A 23,569-nucleotide genomic window follows, 5' to 3' on the forward strand; every position below is an offset into this window, starting at 1 on the left:
GTGGGAGTGCGATCTTGCGCGGGCCGGACCGCCGGGCTGCGAGACTTGGGAGTACGTCGCACTTCGGCACTGGCGGCACTTCGGGACTGGCGGCACTTCGGGACTTCGGGACTTCGGGACTTCGGGACGAGAGGATGAGCGATGGCCTTCGCGGTGGCGCGCACCAGGGATGAAGCGCACCTCTACCTGGACCTGCACCCCTGCAAGAAGTGCGGGTCGGTGGAGACGGACTGGGGCACCGGTCTCACCACGGTCGAGGGCGAGCTGGTCAACCGGTACGTCGGTGTCTGCGGTCAGTGCGGAGAGCGCCGCGAATACCTCTTCGGCCTGCCGGACCGCCCGGTGGCCCCCCAGGGCTATCCCACATTCGGTGGCGACGAGCCCTCCCAGCTGCTGGACGCCGGCGAGTGGCTCTGGGTGGCCGACCTGACCGCCGGCAACGTGCCGGCGCACGACCCGGACGAGGCGCACCGCGCACTGGCCATCGCCGCCGCCGCCATCGAGGAGATCGTCAAGTTCATCCCACCGGGCCAGGACGAGACACCCGCCGACGCGTTCTGGTCAGATCGCGGCCACGAGATGCGCACGGCCGAACCCGGCAGGTTCCAGCTCGACCGGCTGATGATCGTAAGAGACACCTACCGGGACCTGGCGGCCCAACATGCCTGACCGCCCCGGCCCAGAGCTCCCACCCGCCCGCACCTTGGTCGAGGCCTTCCTCTACCTGGACCTGAACCACACCCCCGACGGGCAGAGCCGTGCGCCGCATGCCCCGGACCTCACCCCTGACGATGACGACCCGGTCAGCGTGAGCCGGCAGGCGGTGCTCTCCGAGGAGGAGGACGCCTGGCGCGTACGTCTCGGGGACGTCGACGTCCTCGTGCCCTATGCCTCGGAAGACGCGGCCAGGAGCGAGGACCTGACCTTCGGTCCGGGCGTCTCCGAGCTGATCGACCCAGGACAGTGGTCGCTCGTCGCTGTCACCTACGCGAACCGCGCGCTGGAAGCGGCCTTCCTCTTCGCCGCCGACTCCTCGGACGATGCCCAGTACGAGAGCATCGCGGCCGGCTGGCGCTTCGCCGCGGACGCCGTGGCCGAAGCCCTGAAGTTCCTCCCCGACGACGCGGACGAACTCCCGGCCGAGGAGTTCTGGACGGAAATGGGCCGATCGGCACGCGAGGACGAACCTCAACGCTTCACCCGCGCCGCTCTGGAGCGGGACCTCGCCTACTACCGCCAGAGCCTGACGGACTTCTACCGCCTCCACGCCGAATAACCCACCCCCCTCCAGCGAGAGACCCAGGATCTACGGTCCCAGCAGCGGGCTCCAGGTCGCGGGTGACTTCGTCGATGGCAGACGGACCCATGTGACACCGGCACGACCGGCGAGCGGGACGGGTCAGGGTGGCGCGCCCATGCCCACCCATGTCACACTCACTGTTATAGAACTTTCCGAAGAGTTATAGAACGAGGTGAGTGTGGGATGCCAAACATGTCGCCATGGCGTGAGCCCGTCCACTCGATGGGGACGATGGGCGAGCCCCGGGAGCGGGGCCGGTTCGGCGAATACGGCGGGCGGTACGCGCCGGAGTCGCTGGTGGAGGCGTGTCGCGAGGTGGAGGACGCGTTCCGGGAGGCGTGGGTGGATCCGGGGTTCCGCGGCGCCCTGGCGGAGCTGCTCGCCCTGCACGCCGGACGTCCGACCCCGCTCACGCCGGCTCGGCGGATGTCGGAGGAGCTGGGCCTGCGGCTGTACCTCAAGCGCGAGGACCTCACGCACACCGGATCACACAAGATCAACAATGTCCTCGGCCAGGCACTGCTCGCCGCGCGGATGGGACGGCGCAAGCTGATCGCCGAGACCGGGGCGGGCCAGCACGGAGTGGCCACCGCGACCGCCGCCGCGCTGCTCGGGCTGGAGGCCACGGTGTTCATGGGCGAGCGCGACATCGAGCGGCAGGCGTTGAACGTCTTCCGGATGCGCATGCTGGGCGCCGAGGTGATCCCGGTGACCACGGGCAGCCGTACGCTCAAGGACGCGACCAGCGAGGCCATGCGGCACTGGGTGGGGGTCACAGGCGACTCCCACTACTGCGTCGGCTCGGTCGTCGGGCCGGATCCGTACCCATGGATGGTCAGGGAGTTCCAGCGGGTCATCGGCGACGAGGCCCGCGAGCAGTGCGCCGCCGCGCTCCGTACCGGCGTGCCGGACCACGTGATCGCGTGCGTGGGCGGCGGCTCCAACGCGGCTGGCACGTTCGCCGGATTCGCCGACACTCCGGCGCGTCTGGTCGGTGTGGAGGCGCAGGGCGGCGCCGGGGCGGCCCGAGGCCGGCTGGGCGTCCTGCACGGCTGCCGCTCGCTGTTCCTGCAGGACGACGACGGGCAGATCACCCAGGCGCACTCCATCGCCGCCGGGCTCGACTACCCGGGGGTCGGCCCGGAGCACGCCCACCTGCGCGACCTGGGCCGGGCCCGGTACGTCACGGTGACCGACGACGAGGCGGTCGGCGCGGCGATACGGCTGGCGCGCACCGAGGGCATCGTCCCGGCACTCGAATCGGCGCACGCCCTGGCCTGGGTGATCCGGGCCGCGGACAGCGGCGAGCTGCCCGCCGGATCAACGGTCCTGATGACGTTGTCCGGCCGGGGCGACAAGGACATCTCCACCCTGAAGGAGCTGCTGTGACGACTTCCACCCTGACCCCGGGCACGGTCGAAAGCCACCTGCGTGCCCGCCGGGCCACCGGCCGCCGCCTGCTCATGCCGTACATCACCGGAGGGATCACGTCCGGCTGGACGGACTACCTGCGGGCGTTCGCCGCCGGCGGCGCGGACGCCATCGAGGTCGGCCTGCCCTTCTCCGACCCCACCCTGGACGGCGTCACCATCCAGCAGGCCGGCGACATGGCGCTGGCCAGGGGGGCGAGCACGCGCCGGATCCTCGCCGAGCTGGCCGGGATCCCGGACCTCGGCGTGCCGCTGGTCGCCAGCACCTACTACAACCTGGTGCTGCACGACGGGGGCGAGGAGTTCTGCGCCGCGCTGCGCCGGGCCGGCGTCAGCGGCCTGATCGTGCCCGACCTGCCCATGCACGAGGCGGACGAGCTGACGGAGGTGTCCGCTGCCGCCGGGATCGAGCTGGTCCTGCTGGCGTCGCCGGCGACACCGGAGCCGAGGCTGGAGGAGATCTCGCGCCGCAGCCGCGGCTTCGTCTACGCGGTGTCGCTGATGGGCACCACCGGAGAGCGGACCGCCCTCGCCGCCTCGGCCGCCGAGCTCACCGCGCGGATCAGACGGGGCACCGACCGGCCGGTCTTGCTAGGATTTGGCATTTCCACGCCCGACCAGGCGCGGGAGGCCGGCCGGCACGCCGACGGCGTCGTGGTCGGCGCCGCGGTCATGCGGCGGGTGCTCGACGGGGCCGGGCCGGACGACCTGCGGACCTTCCTCGCGACCCTGCGGCGGGCCCTCGACCAGGAGTGTGACCCACCACGATGACCACCGACGCCGGGTACGAGGCGAGGTACCGCGCCATCGCCGCCGACCTCGCCGCGAAGATCCGGTCGGGACACTACGCCCCCGGCGAGGCCCTGCCCCCGCAGCGAGAGCTGAGCGCCTCCTACGGGGTGACCCTCATGACGCTGCGCCAGGCGCTGCGGGAGCTCAGCGACGAGAGCCTGATCGTGCAACGGCCCGGTAAGGGCACGTACGTGGCCCCGCCCCACCTCGCGTACCAGCTCGGCTCGCTCCGCAGCCTGGCCGACGACCTGCGCGAACAGGGCCACGACGTGCGCACCGTGGTGGCCGGCCGGGCGATGCGCCGGGCCCCGGCCGCGATCGCCGCGGAGCTGCGGCTGCGCCCCGGCGACACCGCCCTGCGGCTGGAGCGGGTCCGCGAGTTCGCCGGCCGTCCCGCCGTACACCAGGTGTCCTGGGTCCGCAGGCCGGTGGCCGACCAGATCCGCGACCGCGACTTCACCGCCGTCTCCCTCTACACGGCCCTCGCCGACGCAGGAGTGGCGCTCGCCCGGGCGTCCGAGGTGGTCCGCCCCGCCCTGCTCGACCCCGCCGCCGCCCGCCGCCTTCACGAGCCCGAGGGCAGCCCCGTGCTCGTCAGCACCCGGATCACCTACACGTCCGACGCCATTCCCATGGTGTCCGACCATGCCACCATCCTGGGCAGCATGATGGAGATCCGCACCGAACGCGCCGCCACCGGCCTGTCCCTCTCCTGGCGCGCCACCAGCTAGAACCAGCCCCGCAACCAAAGACCAGCCCGCCCACCGACCACCCAACTGGTCTTCCCAGCAACCCAGCTGATGGCCCGCCGACCGGCTAGCTCGTTTTCCCGGCGGCTCGGCTGGTGGTCTGCTGACCGGTCAGCTGGGTTTCCGCCGGCAGTCCAGCTGGTGGCCCGCCAGCCGGCCAGTTGTCGTCCGACAGACCCCCGTCGTGTCGTCCCGGCTCGGTGCTGGCGAGCACCGCCACCCGCAGCCCGCCGACCTCTGTTTCATGGATGCGGACGCTCACTCAGGGCCGGTCCTCAGGGCCGGTATCAGTGGCGCTCGCTCAGTGGCGCTCGCTCACAGTGCTCGTCAGGGCTGGTCCCGTGGGGGTTGTCCTCAGAGGCGCTTGCTCATGGCCGGTCGTCAGGGGCGGTCGTCAGGGCCGGTCCTCAAGGGTGGTCCTCATGGCCGGTCGGCGGGGGCGGCTTCATGGGTGGTCGTCTGGGCGGCTCTTGGGAGGTCGTCGCGGGTGGTCCTCAGGTGTTGTCCGGGAGGGCTGCCTGGATGGGGGAGACGTTGCCGGTGGTGACCAGGAGGCCGCGGCCTGGGGGGCCACCGACGGTGCCGCGCGGTAGGCGGATGGTGAAGAGGTCGCCGTCGGCCTGGCTCTGGACTGACAGCAGCACGCCGGTGCGGGACTTGCGGGTCTCGGCCGCGAAGCCTCGGTAGACGACCGTCAGGTCGGTGGTCGCGCCGGCGAGCAGCAGGGCGTGGTCCCCGTCACGGCCGGAGCGGAGGATCTCCTCCAGGGCCGAGCCCAGCGGGCTGTCCGGGTCGATCAGCTCGGCGTCGTCCACCAGGACCACGTAGTGGTGCAGCTCCGCGACCAGCTCCCGGAGGTTCGTGGCGTCGGCGTCGAGGATCGCCAGGGCGGTGGACAGGTCTTTGAGCGGACTGCGTCTGGGCGTGACGGCGATGACCGGTGTGCCCTGGGAGATCAGCGACTCGGCGGCGGTCATCAGGACGGACGAGCGGCCGGAACGCGAGGGGCCCGCGATCACCGCGCCTGGACCCTGCGCCATCAGGTCGAGCCCGAGCGGGGCGAGGGAGTCGCCCCCGGCGCCCACGAGCGCCCACAAGGGCGACGGCGGGCGGAACGTGGGGTCCAGGGCGAGGGTCTGACCGGCGGTGATGCGCATCGGCAACGGGTCCACGCGCAGCGGTGGCTCTCCGTCCCAGAGCCAGGCGCCTCGCCCGGCAGGCACCGATCGCTCGTGACCCGGGCCGGGACGGTGTGGCGAGGCCGGGCCCTCCGCCGCGTCGCCGGGCGACCCCGGCGCCGGCGGGAAGAGCGGGGTGACCGGGCTGGAGGCGGCACGGGCCAGGGACTGGAGTGCGGCCACCTGGGCGGGACCGGCCGGATCGGGGCTGAGGAGGGCGATCTGGTGCTCGACGATGCCGTTCTGGCCCAGGGACAGGGCGCGGCCCGGCGGGATCGACGTCGGCAGGCCCTTGAGGGGGAATCCGGCCAGGCCGTAGTCGGTGGGGTCGGTGAGACGGAGAAGCAGGCGGTTGTCGAAGAGGGTGGAGATCTGCCCGAGCAGGCAGGATCGGTCGCCTGTGACCACGGCCCGCAGGCCCACGGCGGGGCCTTCGCGCAGAAGCTGCATGAGGGACTCCAGCAGGCGGCCGTAGTCGTAGCCCTCGAACGCGGCGACGTAGCCCTCCCAGCGGTCGAGCATGAGCACCAGCCAGGGGAGTCGATGGCCTGCCTGGCGGTATTCGGCCAGTGAGGCGTGCCCGGCCTCGGCCAGCAGTTGCTGGCGGCGGCTCACCTCCGCCCGGAGGCGGGTGAGCAGGCGCTCCACCCGGTCCAGCTGGTCGCGGGTGACGACCGCGCCGCAGTGGGGCATCGCCACCAGCGGCAGCAGGGCGCCGGACCCGCAGTCGATCGCGTGGACGTGCACGTCGGAGGGAGGAGCGTAGGCCGCGATGGCGCCCGCGATCGTGCGCAGGACGGTGGATCTGCCGCTGCGGGCGGCCCCCGCGATCACCAGGTGGCCGCCGTGGGCCAGGTCGAGCGAGAGGGGGAGCCGGTCCTGGGCCCAGGGGCGGTCCGTCACGCCGAAGGCAAGCGGCTCCAACTCGCCTGACCGGTCGCGGCTCGCGGCTCCTGGTCCGTACGGCTCGACGACGGTGATCGGCGACGCCGAGCCGCCAGAGGGGGAGTCGCCGGTCGCGGGAGGCTGAGGTGCGGCTGCGGCGGGAAGGCTTAGGACCACCTGGGCGGGAATGGGCTCCAGCCAGGGGCGGGGCTGCTCCGGGACGCCTGCCAGGCGTGCGGCCTCGATCAGGCCGTCGGCGAGGATCGACAGGTCGGTGACGGCCGACATCTCGGCGGTGTCCGGCCGGCTCGGCAGCGTCCTGCCGAGCGAACGCCAGTCGACGCTCACGACTCGTACGTCCGCATGGGCCGTGTCGTGGCCCGGGGCCCAGGTGGGACCGCCCAGCCCGGGGTGGCCGCCGGTGCCGTTGGTGGCGCCGGTGGCCAGGCTCGGGCTGCGGCCGCCCACCCTGGCCGTCTGAACCGCCGTGGCCGCGCCCGCGCCCGACTTCACGTAGCAGCGGCCGGGGGTGGACTTCGAGATGTGCGCGGCATCGGGCATGTCGATCACGTCGGCGGACTCGGCCGGCTCGGTGACGCGCAGGGCGATGCGGAGTGAGGTGTTGGCCTGGATGTCGGCCGTCACCACACCGGCGGGGCGCTGGGTGGCCAGGATGAGGTGGATGCCGAGCGAGCGACCCCGGCGGGCGATGTCGACCAGGCCGGTGACGAAGTCGGGCAGCTCCGCGACCAGTGCCGCGAACTCGTCGATGATCAGGACCAGCCGGGGCAGCGGATGGCCGGTGTAGTCCTCGATGTCCTTGGCGCCGGCGGCCAGCAGGAGGCGTTCGCGGCGCCGGATCTCGGCGCCGAGGGAGTCCAGGGCGCGCTGGGTCAGGTGGCCGTCGAGGTCGCTGACCATGCCGACGGTGTGCGGGAGACGGGTGCACTCCTTGAACGCGGCGCCGCCCTTGTAGTCGATCAGCACGAAGGTGAGCTGGTCGGGACGGTTGGCGACCGCGAGCGAGCTGATGAGGGTCTGCAGCAGCTCCGACTTGCCCGCGCCCGTGGTGCCCGCGATCAGGGCGTGCGGGCCGTCGAGACGCAGGTCTATCGAGAAGGGGCCGTCGGGGCCGGTGCCGATCAGCGCGCGGGTCGACCCCTGGTCGTGCCAGCGGGCGGCCAGCTCCTGACCTGACAGGGAGCGCAGCGCGAGCAGGTCCAGCAGCCGCACCGCGTCCGGGAGCTGGCCGGCGGTGTCCTGCCTGCTCACGTCGCGGATGGGGGACAGGGCTCTGGCCAGGCGGTCGCACCACGAGGGTGACACGAGATCCGCCAGGACCGGGCCGATCACGTCGAGGCCGCCGCCGCGCAGATGGACCTGGCCGTCGGGGTCGCAGGCGGCCACCGTGGCGCACTCCTCCGGCAGCAGCCGCTGGTCGTCGTCGATGGCCAGCGTGTAAACGCCCGCTCGCGGGCCCTGACGCAGGACCTGGGGCATGTTGGGCAGGCCTCTCAGGGCCTGCGCGCCGTCGAGGACGACCAGCACGTCGTAGGGGCGGGTGTCGTAGGTCGAGAAGGCGGGCGGCTCGGGGCCGCCGAGGTCGTCCCAGCCGGTGGGGATCTTGCCGAGCTCGGGGATCGCGGTGTTCTGCCGCTCGTCGATGAGGGCGGCCAGCTCGCTGACGCGGTGGGCCGCGGACTCCGGGTCGGCGCCGACCAGCGCCACGCATTCCTCACCGCCGCGCGGCGCGCAGTGCGGCAGCCAGCGCGTCCAGCCCCAGCGGCGCTCGCTGTCGGCGTGCGCGGAGATGATCACGATGGCCAGGTCGCGCGGACTGTGCAGGGTCGCGGCCTGCCCGGTGAGCCAGCAGGCCAGGCCGGTGGCCTGGTCGCGCGGCCCGGTGACGCCTGCGACGCCGAGCCTGCGCATGGCCAGGGACACCGGCACCGCCCGGCAGGTCGGCGGATCGATGGAGCCGCCCTGCTCCTCGCTGAGATCGAGGTTGGCGGGCAGATCGGCGAGCCCTACCCTCAGCCGGAGCGCGTCGTCATCGTGGATCCTGCGCTCCCACAGCCGTCTGCGCGGGCCGATCGCGGTCAGCAGCACCTGGGCCGGGTCGGGCGAGTCGGACCTGCGCAGCAGCTCGTCCTCGGCCCTGGCGTGCTCGACCGCCTCCTCGTAGGCGTCGAGCAGCTCCCGGTATTCCTTGAGCGCCTTCCTGTGCTGCTTCTTGCCGTGGCGACGGTCGCTCCACCACTGGCCGACCATGATGACGGGGGTCATCAGGGCCATGAGCAGGAAATACCACTGGTTGAGCACGAAGGCCAGGGTGAGGCCGAGCACCGCGGGCAGGAAGGCGGCCAGCAACTGCAGCCGCATCCCTTCGTTACGGGTCGGCTCCTTGGGACGTACGAAAGAGCGGCGGCCCTCTGGACGGCGCAGCCGGGGCGGCCGGTTGTAGGCCACGCCGCCTTCGGGCCTGGGCGTCAGGTGGGCGTCGGGAGGCTCGATGGCCATCAGCGTGAACAGCGACGAGCCGCAGGCCAGCAGGGTGTCCTCCGGCCAGTCGACCGCGTCGGTGAGCGGCTGGGAGCCCAACTCGGGAGGGGGTCGCGTCGCCTCGGAGGCGAACTCTGCCGCCTGCCGCTCCGCCACCCGCTCCGTGAGCTCCGCGACCTCGTCGGCCCATCTGCCCTTGAGCTTGAGGCGCGGCGCCTGGCCGGGCCCGGCCCGCAGCGCGCGCTCCACGGTGATCGCGTCCGGAGCCACGCGTACGGTCACCGCCTCCGGGGCGAGGGCCGCGTCGGCGACGGTGATGGCGCACATCGGATCGGAGCCGATGACGTGGACCCCGAGCCCCAGCCGGTGCACCGCGCCGGCGGCCGGACCGCCGACCACGCGGATCTCCGCCACGCCGCCCGGCTCCTCGATGATCGTCATCCTGGCGAGGCGGGGGTCGAGGGTGACCTTGTCGCCGTCGTGCAGCACGGCCCTGGCGGGGGCGCGCGGGTCGAGAGGACGCCCGTTGCGCCACAGGGCGGACTCTCGCGTGAGCCCGCCGGTGGCGCCCGGAGCGTGCCAGGCCGAGCGGCCCCCGTCGGGCAGGCGCTGCCCCGGGACACGGGTGGCCGCAGCAGGAGACATAGAGGGAGATGCCGAGGGGGACGCCGTGGCGGACATGCCGTAGGGCGCGCGCGCCCGGGGCAGCCGGACGACCTCGGCGACCGGCTCGCGGCCGCTGAGCGCCTCGCTCACCGCGGCGACCGTCGCGTCATCGTCACCGTCGATCACGACGTCACGACTGCCCGCCTCGCCGAGCACGGTGAGCATGATCCGCATGTGCCGTCTCCTCGGTCGGATCTCGGCGCCAAGGTAGCGCCCGCAGCGACGTTAGGCCCTTCGGTTGACATCAATGGCATGAAAGCCGTGGCCTGTGGATAACCCAGGACCGAACGCACCCCTGTGGACAAGCCGCAAAGCGAAGGCGAAAAGTCCATGAAGTCCCGGATCGCCACCCAGCACGCCCGGCCTATGCCCTATATCCCGTTAAGGTCGCGCCGAATATAAGCACACGTAACGCGATAAATCCGAAAACCCAGTTAACAAAGTGACAAATGTTAAACCAGTGACTCTTAGCCGGAAAAGTCAACACCCGTCAACTCGCTAGAAACAATAGGCATTGATTATTTTGAGTTGACACCAAGCCGCCTGCGAAACAAGCATGGTTCTTCGCATTCGACCCCCACTCCGCCACCCGGATGCACATAATGGCGTGAATTCCGCAATTCACTAATGGGAGCCCCCGACCCATGAGGACCAGTGAAAAACCCGCCGTCAACACGGCCGGGTTGTCAGGCCCAGCCTCGCGCAAGCTCCCCGTGCCCCCGCGCGAGCGCAAGCCTGCCCTGGCCGCCCTCGCCGTGCTGCTCATCCTGGGCGGAGCGCTCGCGACGACGCTGCTCGTGCTGCGCAGCGGTGACCGCATCTCCGCGATCAGGATCACCCAGCAGGTGGGCGCCGGCCAGCAGTTCACCGCGGACGCCATGGAGGAGGTCCAGATCGCCGACACCGGCATCGACTTCGTGAGCTGGTCGCAGCGGGAGCGGGTGCTCGACACCTTCGCGGCCGTCACCATCCTGCCCGGCACCCTGCTCACCGACGACATGGGCGTCACCGCCAGCGAGGAGCTCGGCCCCGGCAAGGCCAAGGTGGGGCTGGCGCTCAAACCGGGCCAGATGCCCGCGGGGCTGAATCCCGGCGACCGCGTGCAGGTCGTGCACGTGCCGGGGCGCGGCGGCGACGAGGCGGAGAGCCGGGTGCTGGCGCAGAGCGCGCTGGTCTTCAGCGTCGGCGGCGAGAAGGGCAGGAGCGGCGGCAGCGGTCAGATCACCGTGATCGTGGAAACGCAGGTCTCGCCGGTGATCCTCCAGTTCGCCTCCGTCGGCGAGGTCGCCGTGGCCGAGCTTCCCGGGGCGCGCTGACGTGGGGCTGATCGCGCTGGCCGCCGACAAGGGCGCGCCAGGGGTGACCACCGCCGCGACGGCCCTGGCCGCCGTCTGGCCCAGGCCCGTGCTTCTCGCCGAGTGCGACCCCTCCGGCGGGGACCTCGCCTACCGTCTGCCCGCCGCCGACGGCGGGGTGCTCAATCCGGGCAAAGGCCTGCTCACGCTGGGCGCCACGGCCCGGCGCGGCCTGGAGCCCGCGCAGATCCACCAGCACACCCAGAAGATCGTGGGCGGCCTGGACGTGCTGGTCGGCATCACCCACGGGGAGCAGGCCGCCGGTCTGACCTGGATGTGGGGCCCGCTGGGCCGGTCGCTGGCCGCGATGCCGAACGCCGACGTGATCGCCGACTGCGGCCGTCTCGGCTCCCACCCGCAGCTCGGCGACCTGCTGGCGGAGGCCGACCAGGTGGTCCTGCTCACCAGGGCGACCCTGGACCATGTGGCCCACCTGCGGGAGCGCCTGAGCATCACCAAGGCGCACGGCGTGGTGGTGATCGCCGACCCGCGCAGCTACCGCTCCTCGATCGACGACGTGCGCAGGATCGTCGGCCCTTATGTCTCCTTCGTCCACGGGCTGGCTCATGACGTGAAGGGCGCGGAGTTGCTGCGCGGTCAGTGGGGCGGCCGGCTGGACCGCTCGTTGCTGGTCCGTACCGCACGAGATCTCGCAGGACGGCTGGTGGGGACCCGATGATCGACCACTCCCTCGTCAAGAGATTCCGGCAGGAGGTCGGCGACCGCCTCGCCCACCAGCGCCGGCTCGACCAGGCCAACGGCCTGCCCACGATGACGGGCGAGGACGAGCGCCAGTTCGCCAGGGCGCTGATCTCGCAGGTGCTGGAGGAGCACGCGCGCAACGAGATCGGCCTGGGCCGCACTCCGCCCACGGTCGAGGAGGAAGAGGCGCTCGCCGCGGGCATTCACGCGGCCCTGTTCGGCGTGGGCCGCCTGCAGCCGCTGCTCGACGACCCCGAGGTCGAGAACATCGACATCAACGGCTGCGACAAGGTATTCGTCAGCTATGCCGACGGCCAGGAGCTCATGCGTGAGCCGGTGGCCGAGTCCGACGAGGAGCTGGTCGAGCTCATCCAGATCCTGGCCGCCTATTCCGGGCTGTCGAGCAGGCCGTTCGACACCGCCAATCCACAGCTCGACCTGCGCCTGCCGGACGGTTCGCGGCTGAGCGCGGTGATGGACGTGACGGTCAAGCCCGCCGTCTCCATTCGCCGTGCTCGCCTCGGCAAAGTCTTCCTTTCCGACTTGGTCGGAAATAACACGATAAGCCCGGAAATTGGCCGTTTTCTCTCGGCGGCGATCGGCGCTCGGAAAAATATCATGATCGCCGGATCGACCAATGCGGGAAAGACGACACTGCTGCGCGCCCTGGCCAACGAGATCATGCCCAGCGAGCGCCTCGTCACCGTCGAACGAGCCCTGGAGCTCGGCCTCGACCAGTTCCCCGAGCTTCATCCGAACGTGGTCGCCTTCGAGCAACGCCTGCCCAACTCCGAGGGCCAGGGCGAGATCAGCATGGCCGAGCTGGTGCGCAGGTCCCTGCGCATGAACCCCAGCCGCGTGATCGTCGGCGAGGTGCTCGGCGACGAGATCGTCACCATGCTCAACGCGATGACCCAGGGCAACGACGGCTCCCTGTCCACCATCCACGCCAACTCCAGCATGGAAGTCTTCAACCGCATCGCCACCTACGCCCTGCAGGCCCGCGAACGGCTCCCGATCGAGGCCACGCACATGCTCATCGCGGGCGCGATCGACTTCGTCGTCTTCATCGAGAAGCGCAACGACTATCACCGCGGCGGCACCCTGCGTCGCTACGTCTCCAGCATCCGTGAGGTCAACGGCTGCGACGGCCGCGTGCTGTCGAGCGAGGTGTTCGCGCCCGGCCAGGACGGTTCGGGCCTGCCACACGCCCCGATCTCCTGCATGGAGGAGCTCGCCGCCTACGGCTACAACCCGGGGGGCTGGTGACATGATCACTTTCGACCCGCTGGCGTTGCTGTCCGGCGCCCTCGCAGGCGCCGGCCTCTTCCTGCTGTTCCTCTCCCTGTACGGCCTGCGCCCCCGCCCTTCGCAGCCCAGGCGCCGCATGGTCCAGATGCTGTCCACCCGCGCGGCCATCGCCGGGGTCGCGGCCACCGTGGTGCTGGTCGTCACCGGCTGGCCGGTCGTGGCCGTCGGGACCGTCCTGCTGGTCTTCGCCTGGCGTGGCCTGTCCGGCGGCGCGGCCGAGGAACGGGGGGCGATGCACCGCCTGGAGGGCCTGGCCGCCTGGACCGAGTCGCTGCGTGACACGATCGCCGGCGCGGCCGGGCTGGAGCAGGCCATCCCGTCCTCGATCAGGGCCGCGGCCCCGACGCTCCGCCCCCATCTGCGCGCGCTGATCGACCGGCTGCACACCAGGATGGCGCTGCCGGACGCGCTCGCCATGTTCGCCGACGAGCTCGACGACCCCTCGGCCGACCTGGTGGTGGCCGCGCTGGTGCTCAACTCCCGGCTGCGCGGCCCCGGCCTGCGCGACGTGCTCGGCGCGCTGGCCGTGTCGGCGCGCGAGGAGCTCGACATGCGCCGCCGCGTCGAGGCCGAACGCCGCGCCACCAGGCGCAGCGTGCAGATCGTGGTGATCACCGCCCTGGCCTTCGCCGCGCTGCTGGTCGTCTTCAACCCCGAGTACGTGGGCGAGTACGACAACCTGCTCGGCCAGGCGGTGCTCGTCATCGTGGCCGGCCTGTTCGGCGCCGGATTCGCCTGGATGCGACGCCTGGCCAGGTTCGACAAGCCCACACGACTGCTCGTCGGAGGCGACCATGGTTGAGGGCGTGCTGGCGGGCGGCGTGGCGGGCCTGGGTCTGTTCCTGCTGCTGAAGGCGCTGTTCCCAGCCAGGCCCGGGCTGGTGGCCAGGCTGCTCGCGCTGGACGAGGTGCGGGAGAGCTCCGACTCGCCCCGCATCCTCCTGCTGCCGGAGGAGGAGGTCAGCGCCTTCCGGCGGCAGCTCGGCGTCCGGCTGGCCCGCCTCTACGGCACCCGCGGCTGGCACGTCCGCTCGACCAAGGCGGACCTGGCGCTCGTAGGACGTTCGTTCGAGGGTTTCCTGGCGACCAAGGCGTTGCTCGCGGCCAGCGGGCTGCTGGCCTTCCCCGTGCTGTTCGGCTGGCTGCTGCTGATGGGCTGGGGAGCCTCGCCGACCATTCCGTTCTGGGTGGCCGTGCTGGCGTCGGTCGTCTTCTTCTTCCTGCCCGACCTGCAGATCAAGAAGGAGGCCGCGGCGCGCAGACGCGACTTCCGGCACGTCGTCGGCGCGTTCCTGGACCTGGTGTCGATGAACCTCGCCGGCGGCCGGGGCGTCCCCGAGGCGCTGATGATGGCCGTCTCGATCAGCGGCGAACAGCCCAACTGGGCGATGGCCCGCATCCGGGACGCGCTGCAGGGGGCCAGGATCGTCGGCATCACGCCCTGGCAGGCGCTCGGCCAGCTCGGCGAGGAGCTCAACATCGACGAGCTGCGTGACCTGTCCGCCGCGCTCGGCCTGGTCGCCGACGACGGCGCCAAGGTGCGCACCTCGCTGACCGCCAGGGCCGCCACCCTCCGCCGCCGGGAGCTGGCGGAGATCGAGGGACGGGCCGGCGAACGGTCCCAGTCGATGCTGGTCGCCCAGCTCCTCCTCTGCGCGGGATTTGTCATCTTTCTCAGTTTTCCGGCCGCTATGAAGATGTTGGGGTCCTGATGAACCATCCGTGGATCATTTACCTGGTCGCGTTCCTGAGCGTGCGCATCCACCGCGCCCGCACCGCGCCGAGCCGAGGCGCCTCCGCCGTCGAGTGGGTCATCATCACGGCGATCATCGCCGGGGTCGCCCTCGGCCTGGCCACGCTGATCAGTCAGCTGGTGACGGAGAAGCAGGGCGACATCCAGGACTCGTTCGGCGGTGGCGGCGGTGACGGGGACACGTGACACGCTCCAAGCGCGATGACCGAGGCGTGTCGGTGATCGAGCTGGCCCTGCTCATGCCCGTCATCCTGGCCACCGTGCTGCTCATCGTGCAGGTCACGCTCTGGTTCCACGGCCGCCAGGTGGCCGAGGCTGCGGCCAGGGAGGGCGCCCGCGTCGCCAGGGCCGCTCCCGCCGACTCCGGCGGCTGGGAGCAGGAGGCGCAGGCCAAGGCCCGCGACGTGCTGGCGGCGATCGGCCCCCAACTGCTCGACGGCGCGTCGGTGAACACCGCCGAGAAGGACCCGGACGAGCGTCACGTGACCGTCACCGGCAGCGCCGTCCAGGTGATCCCCCTGCTGCCGGAGCTCGCCTTCACCATCACGGCCACGGCGGGCGGCCCGATCGAGTGCTTCCGCCCGGACGACGGCGGCGAGGACTGCGAATGAACCGCCGTGCGCGCGAGCGAGGCTCCATGGCCGTCGAGACGGTGATGCTGGCGCCGGTCTTCCTGCTGTTCCTGCTCTTCCTCGCCGGAGCCGGACGCCTGGTCGAGGCGCAGGGTGAGGTCAACGCCGCGGTCAGGGACGCCGCGCGGGCCGCCTCGGTCCAGCGCACCTTCGACGACGCGACCGCCGCCGCGGAGAAGGTCGCCACCGACGCGCTGCAGGACGGGTGCGCGAACCCGGCCGTCACCCTGGACGGCGACGCCTATGAGCAGGGCGGCGAGGTGCGGGCGGAGGTGACGTGCGAACTGGACCTCGCCTTTCTCGGCTTCGGCGCGGCCAAGCGGATGACCGGCACGGCCGTGGTGCCGCTGGAGGAGTTCAGGAGGGTGGAGAAGTGAGACGGGGGGAGCGCGGGTCCATGTCGGTGTTCACCGTGCTGTTCTCCGTGGTGGTGTTCCTGCTGGCCGGACTGCTCGTCGACGGGGGATCGGCGATCAACGCCCGGTTGCGGGCCAACGACATCGCCGAGCAGGCCGCACGCGCCGGCGCCGACCAGATCGACGTCGACCACCTGCGCACCACCGGTGAGGTCCGGATGCTGGGCCAGGGGGAGGTCTGCGCCAGGGCCGAGGAGATCGTCGCGGCGCACGGCGGCGACGGCATCACCACGGCCGGTTGCACCGTCGAGCAGGGGCAGGCCCAGGTGACGGTCAACGTGCGGGTCCGCTGGACCGCCTTCTTCCTGGCCGCGATCGGCTTCTCCGGGTCGGAGATGGAGGGCGAGGCGAGTGCCGCGCCCGAGTCGAGATGAGCCGGCGAGAAGAGCCGAGCGAGCAGAGCCGGCGAGAAGAGCCAGACCGAATCGGGCGGGTCAGTGGATGACAGAGCGGCGAATCAGCACGCTGGACGCAGGAGGGGAGAGGCCATGCCGACGCGAGAGCCCGCGCGCGGACGACGTCCGGCGTATCCGGCCGGGCAGGGGCGACCGCGCACGCTCAGGCAGGCCCCCGCGCGGATCCAGCCCCGGCGCCGCCCCGGCGACGTGCTGGCCGGGCTCGGCGCGCTGCTCCTGCTGGTGGCCCTGGTCGGCGGTGTCCCCTACGCGCTGCTGAGGTTCGCCGGGCCGCCGATCAGCCCCGAGCTGCTCGACCTCGACCTGCTCACCAGCAGCGTCGGGCCGAGCACGATCATGGCCGTGCTGGTCGTGTTCGTCTGGCTGGCCTGGCTGCAGCTGGCCGTGTGCGTGGTGGTCGAGGTGTACGCCGGGGTGCGCCGGGTCGGGATGCCGGCCAGGGTGCCACTGTCCGGCGGCACGCAGGCGCTGGCCAACAAGCTCGTCAGCGCCGTGCTGCTGCTCTTCACGGCGGGGGCCGTGGTCGTGCCGATCGCGTCGATGGCCACGCCACCCGCTCCGCCCCCGATGACCGCCGTCGCGTTCACCGCGCCGGTCGCGGAGCAGGAGGAGGAGACACGGCAGTCCAAGAAGGTGTACGTCGTGCAGCCGCCGCACGGCCGTCACCACGAGAGCCTGTGGGAGATCGCCGAGAAGTGCCTCGGCGACGGGCGCCGTTACCCGGAGATCTTCAAGCTCAACCAGCACAAGGAGCAGCCCGACGGCGCCCGCCTGCGGATGGCCGACCTGATCAGGCCCGGCTGGGTGCTCGACATGCCCGACGACGCGCGCAACACCCATGTCGTCCCCGCCCACCAGGCCAGGGCCCAGACGCTAGAGGAGCATCCGGCCAAACCGGGCGGGGAGCGGGCGATCGTCAGGGACCGCGTGGACCAGTCGGTCACCCAGAAACAGGAGGTCGCCAAGCCCGAGGTCAGAGACGCCCAGCAGGAGGACGGTGTCCGGATGCAGCCGGCCGCCGACGGCCTGGAGCTCGTCGACTTCCTGGCCGGCGCGTCGCTGGCCGCCGCGGGCCTGCTGGCGGTGCTCGGCAGGAGGCGCCGTGAGCAACTCTGGCACCGCCTGTTCGGTCACCGCGTCGTACGGCCACGCGGCGACGCGGCGGAGGTGGAGGTGGCGCTCAGGCTCGGCGCCGACGCCCCGGGCGCCCGCATCCTCGACATCGGCCTGAGGCTGCTCGGCGCGGAGCTGGCCGCGGCCGGCCGCACCCCGCCGACCGTCTACGGCGCGCACCTGTCGCCGCGCACGCTCGATCTGTGGATCCATCCGCCGGACGGCGACCCGCCCGCTCCCTGGACGGTCAAGGACGGCGGGCAGGTGTGGCGGCTGGCGGCGCACGAGGGCCGCCTGCTGGAGGATCAGCCGGGCGGGGCCCCGTACCCAGGTCTGGTGTCGATCGGCACGGACGAGAGCGGCCGGGTGCTCGTGGACCTGGAGGCCGCGCAGGGCCTGATCAACATCCGTGGCCCGCAGACGACGGCGGCGCTGGCCGCGCTCGCCGTGGAGCTGGCCACGAACCGGTGGTCCGACCGCATGCGGATCACGCTCGTCGGCTTCGGGGAGGAGCTGACGGCGATCGCCCCGGACCGGATCAGGGCCGTCGGCAGCCTGGCGGCGGCGCTGCCGGAGCTGGAGGCGACGGCCGCGCCGCGCCAGGAGGTGCTCACCGGCAGGATCACCGGCCGCCCTCGTGACGCCCACTACCTGCTGTCGGCGGTGGCGCCCACCCACGACGAGGCGCGCAGGCTGGCCCTGCTCGCCCGCAACGACACGGCGGGATACGTGGTCACCGGCGACGTGCCACACGCCACCTGGACCTGGGAGATCACCGAGGACGGCCTGGCGAAGATCCCGGAGCTGGGCTTCGAGGTGACGGCGCAGCTGCTGCCCCGCCGCCACTACCGGGCGCTGATCGAGCTGTTCCGCACGGCCGACCGGATGGACGGCGAGGCGATCCCCGAGGCGCAGCCGCTGGCGGACCTGCACCCGCCCGCGGTGGAGATCAGGCTGCTCGGCCCGCTGGAGGTCGTCGGGCCGGAGCCGATGGAGCAGGGGCGGATGGCGCTGGCCACCGAGCTGCTGGTCTACCTCGCCACGCATCCCGGAGGGGTGCATCCGGTGGTGCTCGGCGGCGTGCTGTGGCCGCGCGGCGTGCAGGCCATGGTCAGGGACGCCACGATCGCCCGGGTCACCGACTGGCTGGGCCCGCGCCACCTGCGGATCGACCAGGCCGGCAGGCTGACGCTGGGGCCGGACGTGCGCACGGACTGGGTGCTCTTCCGCGAGCTGGTACGCCGCTCGCAGGGCGATCCGACGGCCCGTGCCGTACTGCTGGAAAAGGCGCTCGGCCTGGTCAGAGGCCCGCTGTTGAGCGGGCGGCCGGAGGGCCGCTACGCGTGGCTGGCGGGCGACGAGCTGGAGTACGACGTGGCGGCCGAGGTCGCCGACGCCGCGCACCGGCTCTGCGAGCTTCGCCTCGCCGACGGCGCGCCCGAGGCCGCCATCGCCGCCGTGCGGGCCGCGCTGCTGCTCGCCACCGACGACGAGAGTCTCTGGCGCGACCTGCTGCGAGCCACCCACGCCACCGGTGACCTGGGCCGGTTGCGCGCCGTCGTCGAGGGGCTGACCAGGCGATCCACCTCCCATCCGCACGGCGGTGGGATGGCCCCCGAAACCGAGGCGCTGATCGACGAGCTGCTGCCGTCGTGGCGCCTCCACGTCGTCAGGGAGTCCACGGCATGAAACGGATGACAGTCGGCTTGGCGCTCCTGCTGCTGGCGGGATGCGGGCAGGCCGTGCAGCCCTACCGGCCGAAGGAGGCCCCGGCCGCCGCCGCGAGCGAGCCCACGAACGCGGTGGAGAGCACGCCCACCGCCGGCGCGCGGCCGGACACGATCGACGTCGGCGGTGAGCTGGAGGTGCGGGTGCGGTGGCCGGAGCGGGACGACGCGCTGGTGCGGCTCTTCCCCGACTACTACGCCCAGGCGTGGGAGGCGGTCATGTCCGGCGATGACCGCTACCTGCGCCACGTCGAGCCCGCCTACGCGGGCGAGGCGGCCGACTGGGTGCGCAACTTCACCGGCAAGAAGCAGTCGGTCAGCGGCGTCGTGCGGCTCTTCCGCCTGCGGGTGAAGGCGGTCGTGGGCCGGGGCGCCGAGCTCAACGTGTGCGTGGACGAGACGAAGATGAAGGTGATCTCCACGAGCACCGGCGAGGCCATCACGCCGCAGCCCGCCTCCAGCCGCGCCCCCTACCTCCAGATCGTGCTCGCCCACCGCGACGACGACGGGGTGTGGCGCATCAGAAACTTCAGCCACAGCAAGGAAGGATGCAACTGATGAAAGGCCTGCTTCCCGTGATCGTCGCCGGATCGCTGCTGTTCGCAGGCGGCACCGTGTCTCACGCTGTGTCTCACGCGGCGCCTCCGACCACGCCCCCGAAAGGCGTGGAGGCGGAGGGTTTCCAGGACCGGAACACGCGAGAACTCGTCCTGCGGCACTCCAAGATCCGCATCACCGGCGACGGCGCCAAAGGCGGCAAGAGCGACGGTTACGAGCTCAAGAGTCCCTGCTGGTACGAGCCCGGCCTGGACGCGGAGAAGATGCTGGCGTTCATGTCGGACGCGCGGGCCAACGCCTCCAGGATTCAGCGTGACGAGGAGGGCTTCAACGCCTTCATCAAGCAGTTCAAGGACAAGGTGGGGCAGCCGGGACTGTGGTGGACACCCGCCTACAACGCGGGCGACCCCAAGGGCGCTGCCTGCTGGGCAGGGCTCGAACTGTTCGTGTTCGTGCCGCCCAACACCACCCCGCCCAGCGGGATCACCTTCCAGGAGCTCGCCGAGGTCGCCAGGGCCGCGCTGACCGTGCCCGAGGGCACGATCAAGCTCAACCCGGACGCCAAGAGCTACGTCAACCTGCCCACGTTCGTCTGGCTTGAGGACATCGGCGAGCCCCGGCGCACGGTCACCGCGACGCTGCCCGGCGTGATGAGCGCCACGGTGGTGGCCACCCTGTCCGACATCAAGATCGAGGCGGGTACGGATCGGGCGGAGGTGGTGCAGAAGGGGTGCGGCCCATCGGGCAAGCCGTACACCAAGGACGCCGACTTCACCTGCGGCGTGCGCTACGAGCGTGCCTCCATCGACCAGCCGCGCCAGGTCTACGAGCTGACCGTGACGAGCGTCTGGCCGGTCGAGGTGACCGGAGGGGCGCAGAACGTTCAGTTCGATCCCGTCCAGGCGGAAGTGACCCGTGACGTGCCGGTCGGCGAGGTGCAGAGCAACGTCAAGCCGTGAGGCGTGACGAAGGGCCGGCCTTCCAGACCGGCCCTTCGTCCTGAACCATCAGTGCTTGCCGGATTCGTGGGCGAGCAGCCACTCCTTCACCGGGACGCCGTAGTAGTAGCCGCCGAAGCCGCCCGTGGTGGGCAGCACCCGGTGGCAGGGCACGAACGGCGCGATCAGGTTCTGGGCGCAGGCCGAGCCCGCCGCGCGGGCCGCCGTCCTGGGCAGGCCCGCCCGTACGGCCAGCTCGGCGTAGGAGACCGTGGTGCCCGGCCTGACCTCGCGGAGCACCTGGTGGAGGCGCTTGCGGGTGGGTGTGCCCGGCTGCTCGACCTCGATGGCGTCCAGCGCTTCGAGGTCTCCGTCGAAGTAGTCGCGCACCGCCCGGGCGACCGGGCCGAGGTCGTCGACCACGTCCATGCCCTCGGCCTGCAGTGCGGGCGAGAGGCGGACGTACATCTCCTTCGGGTCGGCGGTGAAGCCGCCGGCGACGAGCACCCCGTCGCGGGTGAGCACGGACAGCTCGCCGATCGGGGTGGGCAGGATCTGGGCGTTGATCATGAGTGACTCCAGAGGTGAAGGGCGGCGTAGGCGCGCCAGGGGCGCCACCGCTCGAGGTGTTCCTTGGGGATGTCCAGGGCGGCCATGCGCCTGTCGAGCACCAGGTCGCCGGTCGGCCAGGCGTCGGGGTCACGCAGGGCCCGCAGGGCGATGTAGCTGGCGGTCCACGGCCCGATGCCGGGGATCGCGAGCAGCTCCTTCACCGCCTCGGCGGGGTCCTGGGCGCCGTCCAGGTCGATCAGGCCGCCGTCGACCCGGCCCGCCAGCTCCTTGAGCGTGGCGATCCGGCGGTTCGTCAGCCCGAGCCCGTCGAGCTCGGCCGTCAGGAGCTCGGCGGCGGTGGGGAACAGGTGGCCGCCCGCCGCCGTGGCGCGCCCGGCCGTGGCGGCGATCCGGCCGAGCAGGGTGCGCGCGCCCGCCACGGAGATCTGCTGGCCCACCACCGCCCGCACCGCGAGCTCGAACCCGTCGAACGTCCCCGGCACCCGCAGCCCGGGCCGGGCCGCCACGAGCGGGGCGAGCGAGGTCTGGCCCAGCGCCTCGGCGATGGCCGCCGGGTCGGCGTCGAGGTCGAGGAGGCGGCGGCAGCGCGCCACGATGCGGGCGAGCTGCCGGGTGTCGTCCACGGACACGTCGAGCGCCAGATGGCCGCGTTGCGGGGTGAGGATGATCGTGCCGCCGGGGACGGCCCGGCTGTAGGAGGTCGCGTCCGCCACCTCCAGGCCGGGGATGGCACGGGAGGCGAGAAACGTGAAAACGCCTTCGACGTCGTACGGCTCCCGCGGGTGCAGGCGCAGCCGGAGCGCGGCGGGCGCCGGCTTCCCGCTGCCGGCACCTCCCACGGCGACCTGCGCCGCGCGGGTCAGACCGCCGGCCGTGGCGCGCAGCTCGCTCGGGGTGAAGCCGTACGTCTCCCGCATGGTCGCGTTGAACTGCCTGACGCTGCCGAACCCGGCGGCGAACGCCACGTCCGTCACCGGCAGCGCCGTCTCCGTCAGCAGCTGCTTGGCCAGCAGCAGTCTTCTGGTCTTGGCCACGGCGAGCGGCCCGACGCCCAGCTCGGCGACGAACAGCCGGTGCAGGTGGCGCTCGGTGATGTGCAGCCGCCTGGCCAGGCCCGCCACGCCGTCCTCGTCCGCGCCGCCGTCGTCGATCAGCCGCAGCGCCCGGCCGATGAGGTCGCCGCGCAGGTCCCAGCCGGGGTCACCGGGGGAGAGCTCGGGGCGGCAGCGTTTGCACGGCCGGAACCCGGCGGCCTCCGCCGAGGCGGCGTGCCGATAGAAGCGCACGTTGCGTGCGCCGGGCGTGCGCGCCGGGCAGATGGGCCGGCAGTAGATACGGGTCGTCGTCACCGCCGTGTAGAACCGCCCGTCGAACCGGGCGTCCCTGGCCGAGACGGCCCGGTAGCAGGCGTCGAAGTCGAGCTCTGTGGGTGACATGCCTCCGAGAATAGGCGCTGGTCAGCGGTCGCTACCGGCGGGAATCGGACCTCACCGTGAAACCGCTGGTCAGCAGGTCGGAGCGGGTGACCGGCGGGAATCGGACCAGGCGTGCGGGGCCGCTCGACGGCGACCGGCCCCCCTGGGCGGCGACGGCCGTGTCACTTGGACGAGACGCCGACTCCCAGGTCGAACTCCCGGTAGACGCGGGCCCAGAACCCGTCGCGCAGCCACACCCGGGCCTCCGGGTAGGGGCGCAGCGAGTGGCCCAGCTCCTTCTCCGCCTCGATGAGCAGCTCGGTGTCGATCACCGTCGGCAGGATGGGGCCCGGCAGCAGGTCGCGGATGTTGTCGCGGCCGCGCGTCAGGATCCACTTCTGCGCCACGTGCTCGCCCACGTCCTCCACGCGCGGCCTGCTCGGGCCGAGCTTGGCCACCTGGCCGGGCTTGACGTGCGGCTTGACCGGGGCGCGACCGGCGAACACCTGGGCGGGCGACGGCGCGGCGGCCGGCGGGGTGACCGCGACAGGCTGGGGAGCACGGCTGAAAAAGGGCCTCAGGAACTCAGCAGTGATCACTTCCACGGTGTCGGACTCCCAGACCAGGCGTTCGGCCTGGTTGGTGCCGTAAGGCGGCTCGACCCCCCAGAGGTGGATGCGCACCCCGAACGCCTGGGCCGCCTCCACCGCCGGAACCATGTCCTCATCGCCGGCCAGCAGAATGGTGTCGGTCACCGCGTGGTGCCGGGCCAGAGCCTCCAGGTCGCTCCGGATCTGTGCGTCCACGCCTTTCTGCTGGCCGCGCGCGTTGAGGTTGCCAAGTCTGACCTTGACCCAGGGAAGTTGGGCGATGACTCGCTGATCGACGGTGGGCACGCGGTCACGGGCGGCGTCATACCAATAGATCCGCAGGAGCTCTCCAGAAATACGTTCCTCTGCATGTTTCTGTAGACTCTGGATGAGCTCATCGGCGGCAACTCGATATTCCTTGCGTTCCTTGGCACCAAGCAGCACTTCACCTGCGGCAGCGTAGAGATAACCGACATCCACCAGGATGGCGTACTTTGCTGCCACAGGATGCGGCATGAGGTCTGGGATAGCCATGATGTCCTCCAGGCCGCGGCGTTAGTTGATCGGC

Annotated in this window: 22 protein-coding genes; 17 read left to right on the forward strand and 5 right to left on the reverse strand. The window is 71.8% G+C overall.

The window, feature by feature from the left end; genetic code table 11:
* Positions 1-141 precede the first annotated feature (141 nt).
* The 5 genes from ACIBQX_RS24725 (at position 142) to ACIBQX_RS24745 (ending at position 4,253) form a co-directional block, all read left to right on the forward strand.
* Complete coding sequence (locus ACIBQX_RS24725) at positions 142-669, forward strand: hypothetical protein (RefSeq protein WP_397008285.1); 528 nt, start codon at positions 142-144, stop codon at positions 667-669.
* Positions 662-1,276, forward strand: a complete 615-nt coding sequence (locus tag ACIBQX_RS24730; RefSeq protein WP_397008287.1) for a hypothetical protein — start codon at positions 662-664, stop codon at positions 1,274-1,276. The genes ACIBQX_RS24725 and ACIBQX_RS24730 overlap by 8 nt, the downstream gene beginning before the upstream one ends.
* Positions 1,277-1,492: 216 nt before the next feature.
* Complete coding sequence (trpB, locus tag ACIBQX_RS24735; protein WP_397008289.1) at positions 1,493-2,689, forward strand: tryptophan synthase subunit beta; 1,197 nt, start codon at positions 1,493-1,495, stop codon at positions 2,687-2,689.
* Positions 2,686-3,501, forward strand: a complete 816-nt coding sequence (trpA, locus tag ACIBQX_RS24740) for a tryptophan synthase subunit alpha (protein ID WP_397008291.1) — start codon at positions 2,686-2,688, stop codon at positions 3,499-3,501. Before trpB ends, trpA begins: the two co-directional genes overlap by 4 nt.
* Positions 3,498-4,253, forward strand: coding sequence for a GntR family transcriptional regulator (locus ACIBQX_RS24745; protein WP_397008293.1), 756 nt, complete (start codon positions 3,498-3,500; stop codon positions 4,251-4,253). The genes trpA and ACIBQX_RS24745 overlap by 4 nt, the downstream gene beginning before the upstream one ends.
* Positions 4,254-4,338: 85 nt before the next feature.
* Here ACIBQX_RS24745 and ACIBQX_RS24750 read toward each other — a convergent pair whose 3' ends face one another.
* On the reverse strand, positions 4,339-4,533 hold the full coding sequence (locus ACIBQX_RS24750) for a hypothetical protein (protein ID WP_397008295.1): 195 nt from the start codon (positions 4,531-4,533) through the stop codon (positions 4,339-4,341).
* 232 nt (positions 4,534-4,765) lie between these two features.
* Positions 4,766-9,676, reverse strand: coding sequence for an FtsK/SpoIIIE domain-containing protein (locus ACIBQX_RS24755; RefSeq protein ID WP_397008297.1), 4,911 nt, complete (start codon positions 9,674-9,676; stop codon positions 4,766-4,768).
* A gap of 470 nt (positions 9,677-10,146) precedes the next feature.
* On the opposite strand from ACIBQX_RS24755, the gene ACIBQX_RS24760 reads away from it, so the two are divergent.
* The 12 genes from ACIBQX_RS24760 (at position 10,147) to ACIBQX_RS24815 (ending at position 20,444) form a co-directional block, all read left to right on the forward strand.
* Complete coding sequence (locus tag ACIBQX_RS24760; protein WP_397008299.1) at positions 10,147-10,818, forward strand: hypothetical protein; 672 nt, start codon at positions 10,147-10,149, stop codon at positions 10,816-10,818.
* A gap of 1 nt (position 10,819) precedes the next feature.
* The gene (locus ACIBQX_RS24765) at positions 10,820-11,536 is read left to right on the forward strand and encodes a hypothetical protein (RefSeq protein ID WP_397008301.1); all 717 of its coding nucleotides are present in this window, start codon (positions 10,820-10,822) and stop codon (positions 11,534-11,536) included.
* Entirely contained in the window at positions 11,533-12,828 is a 1,296-nt protein-coding gene (locus ACIBQX_RS24770; RefSeq protein ID WP_397008303.1) for a CpaF family protein, read from the forward strand. The genes ACIBQX_RS24765 and ACIBQX_RS24770 overlap by 4 nt, the downstream gene beginning before the upstream one ends.
* Position 12,829: 1 nt before the next feature.
* Positions 12,830-13,672: a type II secretion system F family protein gene (locus tag ACIBQX_RS24775; protein ID WP_397008305.1), complete on the forward strand. Its 843-nt coding sequence runs from the start codon at positions 12,830-12,832 to the stop codon at positions 13,670-13,672.
* Entirely contained in the window at positions 13,665-14,582 is a 918-nt protein-coding gene (locus ACIBQX_RS24780; RefSeq protein ID WP_397008307.1) for a type II secretion system F family protein, read from the forward strand. The genes ACIBQX_RS24775 and ACIBQX_RS24780 overlap by 8 nt, the downstream gene beginning before the upstream one ends.
* On the forward strand, positions 14,582-14,809 hold the full coding sequence (locus ACIBQX_RS24785; protein WP_397008309.1) for a hypothetical protein: 228 nt from the start codon (positions 14,582-14,584) through the stop codon (positions 14,807-14,809). Before ACIBQX_RS24780 ends, ACIBQX_RS24785 begins: the two co-directional genes overlap by 1 nt.
* Positions 14,806-15,234 carry a TadE/TadG family type IV pilus assembly protein gene (locus ACIBQX_RS24790; RefSeq protein WP_397008311.1) on the forward strand — a complete coding sequence of 143 codons (429 nt, stop codon included), beginning with the start codon at positions 14,806-14,808 and terminating at the stop codon, positions 15,232-15,234. Before ACIBQX_RS24785 ends, ACIBQX_RS24790 begins: the two co-directional genes overlap by 4 nt.
* Positions 15,231-15,632 carry a TadE/TadG family type IV pilus assembly protein gene (locus ACIBQX_RS24795; RefSeq protein WP_397008313.1) on the forward strand — a complete coding sequence of 134 codons (402 nt, stop codon included), beginning with the start codon at positions 15,231-15,233 and terminating at the stop codon, positions 15,630-15,632. The genes ACIBQX_RS24790 and ACIBQX_RS24795 overlap by 4 nt, the downstream gene beginning before the upstream one ends.
* On the forward strand, positions 15,629-16,045 hold the full coding sequence (locus ACIBQX_RS24800; protein ID WP_397008315.1) for a flp pilus-assembly TadE/G-like family protein: 417 nt from the start codon (positions 15,629-15,631) through the stop codon (positions 16,043-16,045). The genes ACIBQX_RS24795 and ACIBQX_RS24800 overlap by 4 nt, the downstream gene beginning before the upstream one ends.
* Positions 16,046-16,159: 114 nt before the next feature.
* Positions 16,160-18,889, forward strand: a complete 2,730-nt coding sequence (locus ACIBQX_RS24805) for a BTAD domain-containing putative transcriptional regulator (RefSeq protein WP_397008317.1) — start codon at positions 16,160-16,162, stop codon at positions 18,887-18,889.
* Positions 18,886-19,485 carry a hypothetical protein gene (locus ACIBQX_RS24810; RefSeq protein WP_397008319.1) on the forward strand — a complete coding sequence of 200 codons (600 nt, stop codon included), beginning with the start codon at positions 18,886-18,888 and terminating at the stop codon, positions 19,483-19,485. The genes ACIBQX_RS24805 and ACIBQX_RS24810 overlap by 4 nt, the downstream gene beginning before the upstream one ends.
* Positions 19,485-20,444, forward strand: coding sequence for a hypothetical protein (locus ACIBQX_RS24815; RefSeq protein WP_397008321.1), 960 nt, complete (start codon positions 19,485-19,487; stop codon positions 20,442-20,444). Before ACIBQX_RS24810 ends, ACIBQX_RS24815 begins: the two co-directional genes overlap by 1 nt.
* Positions 20,445-20,492: 48 nt before the next feature.
* Here the strand turns inward: ACIBQX_RS24815 and ACIBQX_RS24820 are convergent, their stop codons facing one another.
* From ACIBQX_RS24820 to ACIBQX_RS24830, 3 genes are all read right to left on the reverse strand, one after another.
* Positions 20,493-20,993, reverse strand: a complete 501-nt coding sequence (locus ACIBQX_RS24820) for a methylated-DNA--[protein]-cysteine S-methyltransferase (protein ID WP_397008323.1) — start codon at positions 20,991-20,993, stop codon at positions 20,493-20,495.
* On the reverse strand, positions 20,990-22,432 hold the full coding sequence (locus ACIBQX_RS24825) for a DNA-3-methyladenine glycosylase 2 family protein (RefSeq protein ID WP_397008325.1): 1,443 nt from the start codon (positions 22,430-22,432) through the stop codon (positions 20,990-20,992). The genes ACIBQX_RS24820 and ACIBQX_RS24825 overlap by 4 nt, the downstream gene beginning before the upstream one ends.
* Positions 22,433-22,593: 161 nt before the next feature.
* The gene (locus ACIBQX_RS24830) at positions 22,594-23,535 is read right to left on the reverse strand and encodes an NYN domain-containing protein (RefSeq protein WP_189144546.1); all 942 of its coding nucleotides are present in this window, start codon (positions 23,533-23,535) and stop codon (positions 22,594-22,596) included.
* Positions 23,536-23,569 lie beyond the last annotated feature (34 nt).

Source organism: Nonomuraea sp. NPDC049714 (assembly GCF_044465295.1).
Lineage (GTDB): Bacteria > Actinomycetota > Actinomycetes > Streptosporangiales > Streptosporangiaceae > Nonomuraea.

What these genes read in the sequence shown, in the direction of transcription:
- ACIBQX_RS24725 (WP_397008285.1), top strand. Translation starts at nt 142, where the DNA reads ATGGCCTTCGCGGTGGCGCGCACCAGGGATGAAGCGCACCTCTACCTG.
- ACIBQX_RS24730 (WP_397008287.1), top strand. Translation starts at nt 662, where the DNA reads ATGCCTGACCGCCCCGGCCCAGAGCTCCCACCCGCCCGCACCTTGGTC.
- trpB (WP_397008289.1), top strand. Translation starts at nt 1,493, where the DNA reads ATGTCGCCATGGCGTGAGCCCGTCCACTCGATGGGGACGATGGGCGAG.
- ACIBQX_RS24745 (WP_397008293.1), top strand. Translation starts at nt 3,498, where the DNA reads ATGACCACCGACGCCGGGTACGAGGCGAGGTACCGCGCCATCGCCGCC.
- ACIBQX_RS24755 (WP_397008297.1), bottom strand. Translation starts at nt 9,676, where the DNA reads ATGCGGATCATGCTCACCGTGCTCGGCGAGGCGGGCAGTCGTGACGTC.
- ACIBQX_RS24760 (WP_397008299.1), top strand. Translation starts at nt 10,147, where the DNA reads ATGAGGACCAGTGAAAAACCCGCCGTCAACACGGCCGGGTTGTCAGGC.
- ACIBQX_RS24770 (WP_397008303.1), top strand. Translation starts at nt 11,533, where the DNA reads ATGATCGACCACTCCCTCGTCAAGAGATTCCGGCAGGAGGTCGGCGAC.
- ACIBQX_RS24775 (WP_397008305.1), top strand. Translation starts at nt 12,830, where the DNA reads ATGATCACTTTCGACCCGCTGGCGTTGCTGTCCGGCGCCCTCGCAGGC.
- ACIBQX_RS24780 (WP_397008307.1), top strand. Translation starts at nt 13,665, where the DNA reads ATGGTTGAGGGCGTGCTGGCGGGCGGCGTGGCGGGCCTGGGTCTGTTC.
- ACIBQX_RS24785 (WP_397008309.1), top strand. Translation starts at nt 14,582, where the DNA reads ATGAACCATCCGTGGATCATTTACCTGGTCGCGTTCCTGAGCGTGCGC.
- ACIBQX_RS24795 (WP_397008313.1), top strand. Translation starts at nt 15,231, where the DNA reads ATGAACCGCCGTGCGCGCGAGCGAGGCTCCATGGCCGTCGAGACGGTG.
- ACIBQX_RS24805 (WP_397008317.1), top strand. Translation starts at nt 16,160, where the DNA reads ATGCCGACGCGAGAGCCCGCGCGCGGACGACGTCCGGCGTATCCGGCC.
- ACIBQX_RS24810 (WP_397008319.1), top strand. Translation starts at nt 18,886, where the DNA reads ATGAAACGGATGACAGTCGGCTTGGCGCTCCTGCTGCTGGCGGGATGC.
- ACIBQX_RS24815 (WP_397008321.1), top strand. Translation starts at nt 19,485, where the DNA reads ATGAAAGGCCTGCTTCCCGTGATCGTCGCCGGATCGCTGCTGTTCGCA.
- ACIBQX_RS24820 (WP_397008323.1), bottom strand. Translation starts at nt 20,993, where the DNA reads ATGATCAACGCCCAGATCCTGCCCACCCCGATCGGCGAGCTGTCCGTG.
- ACIBQX_RS24825 (WP_397008325.1), bottom strand. Translation starts at nt 22,432, where the DNA reads ATGTCACCCACAGAGCTCGACTTCGACGCCTGCTACCGGGCCGTCTCG.
- ACIBQX_RS24830 (WP_189144546.1), bottom strand. Translation starts at nt 23,535, where the DNA reads ATGGCTATCCCAGACCTCATGCCGCATCCTGTGGCAGCAAAGTACGCC.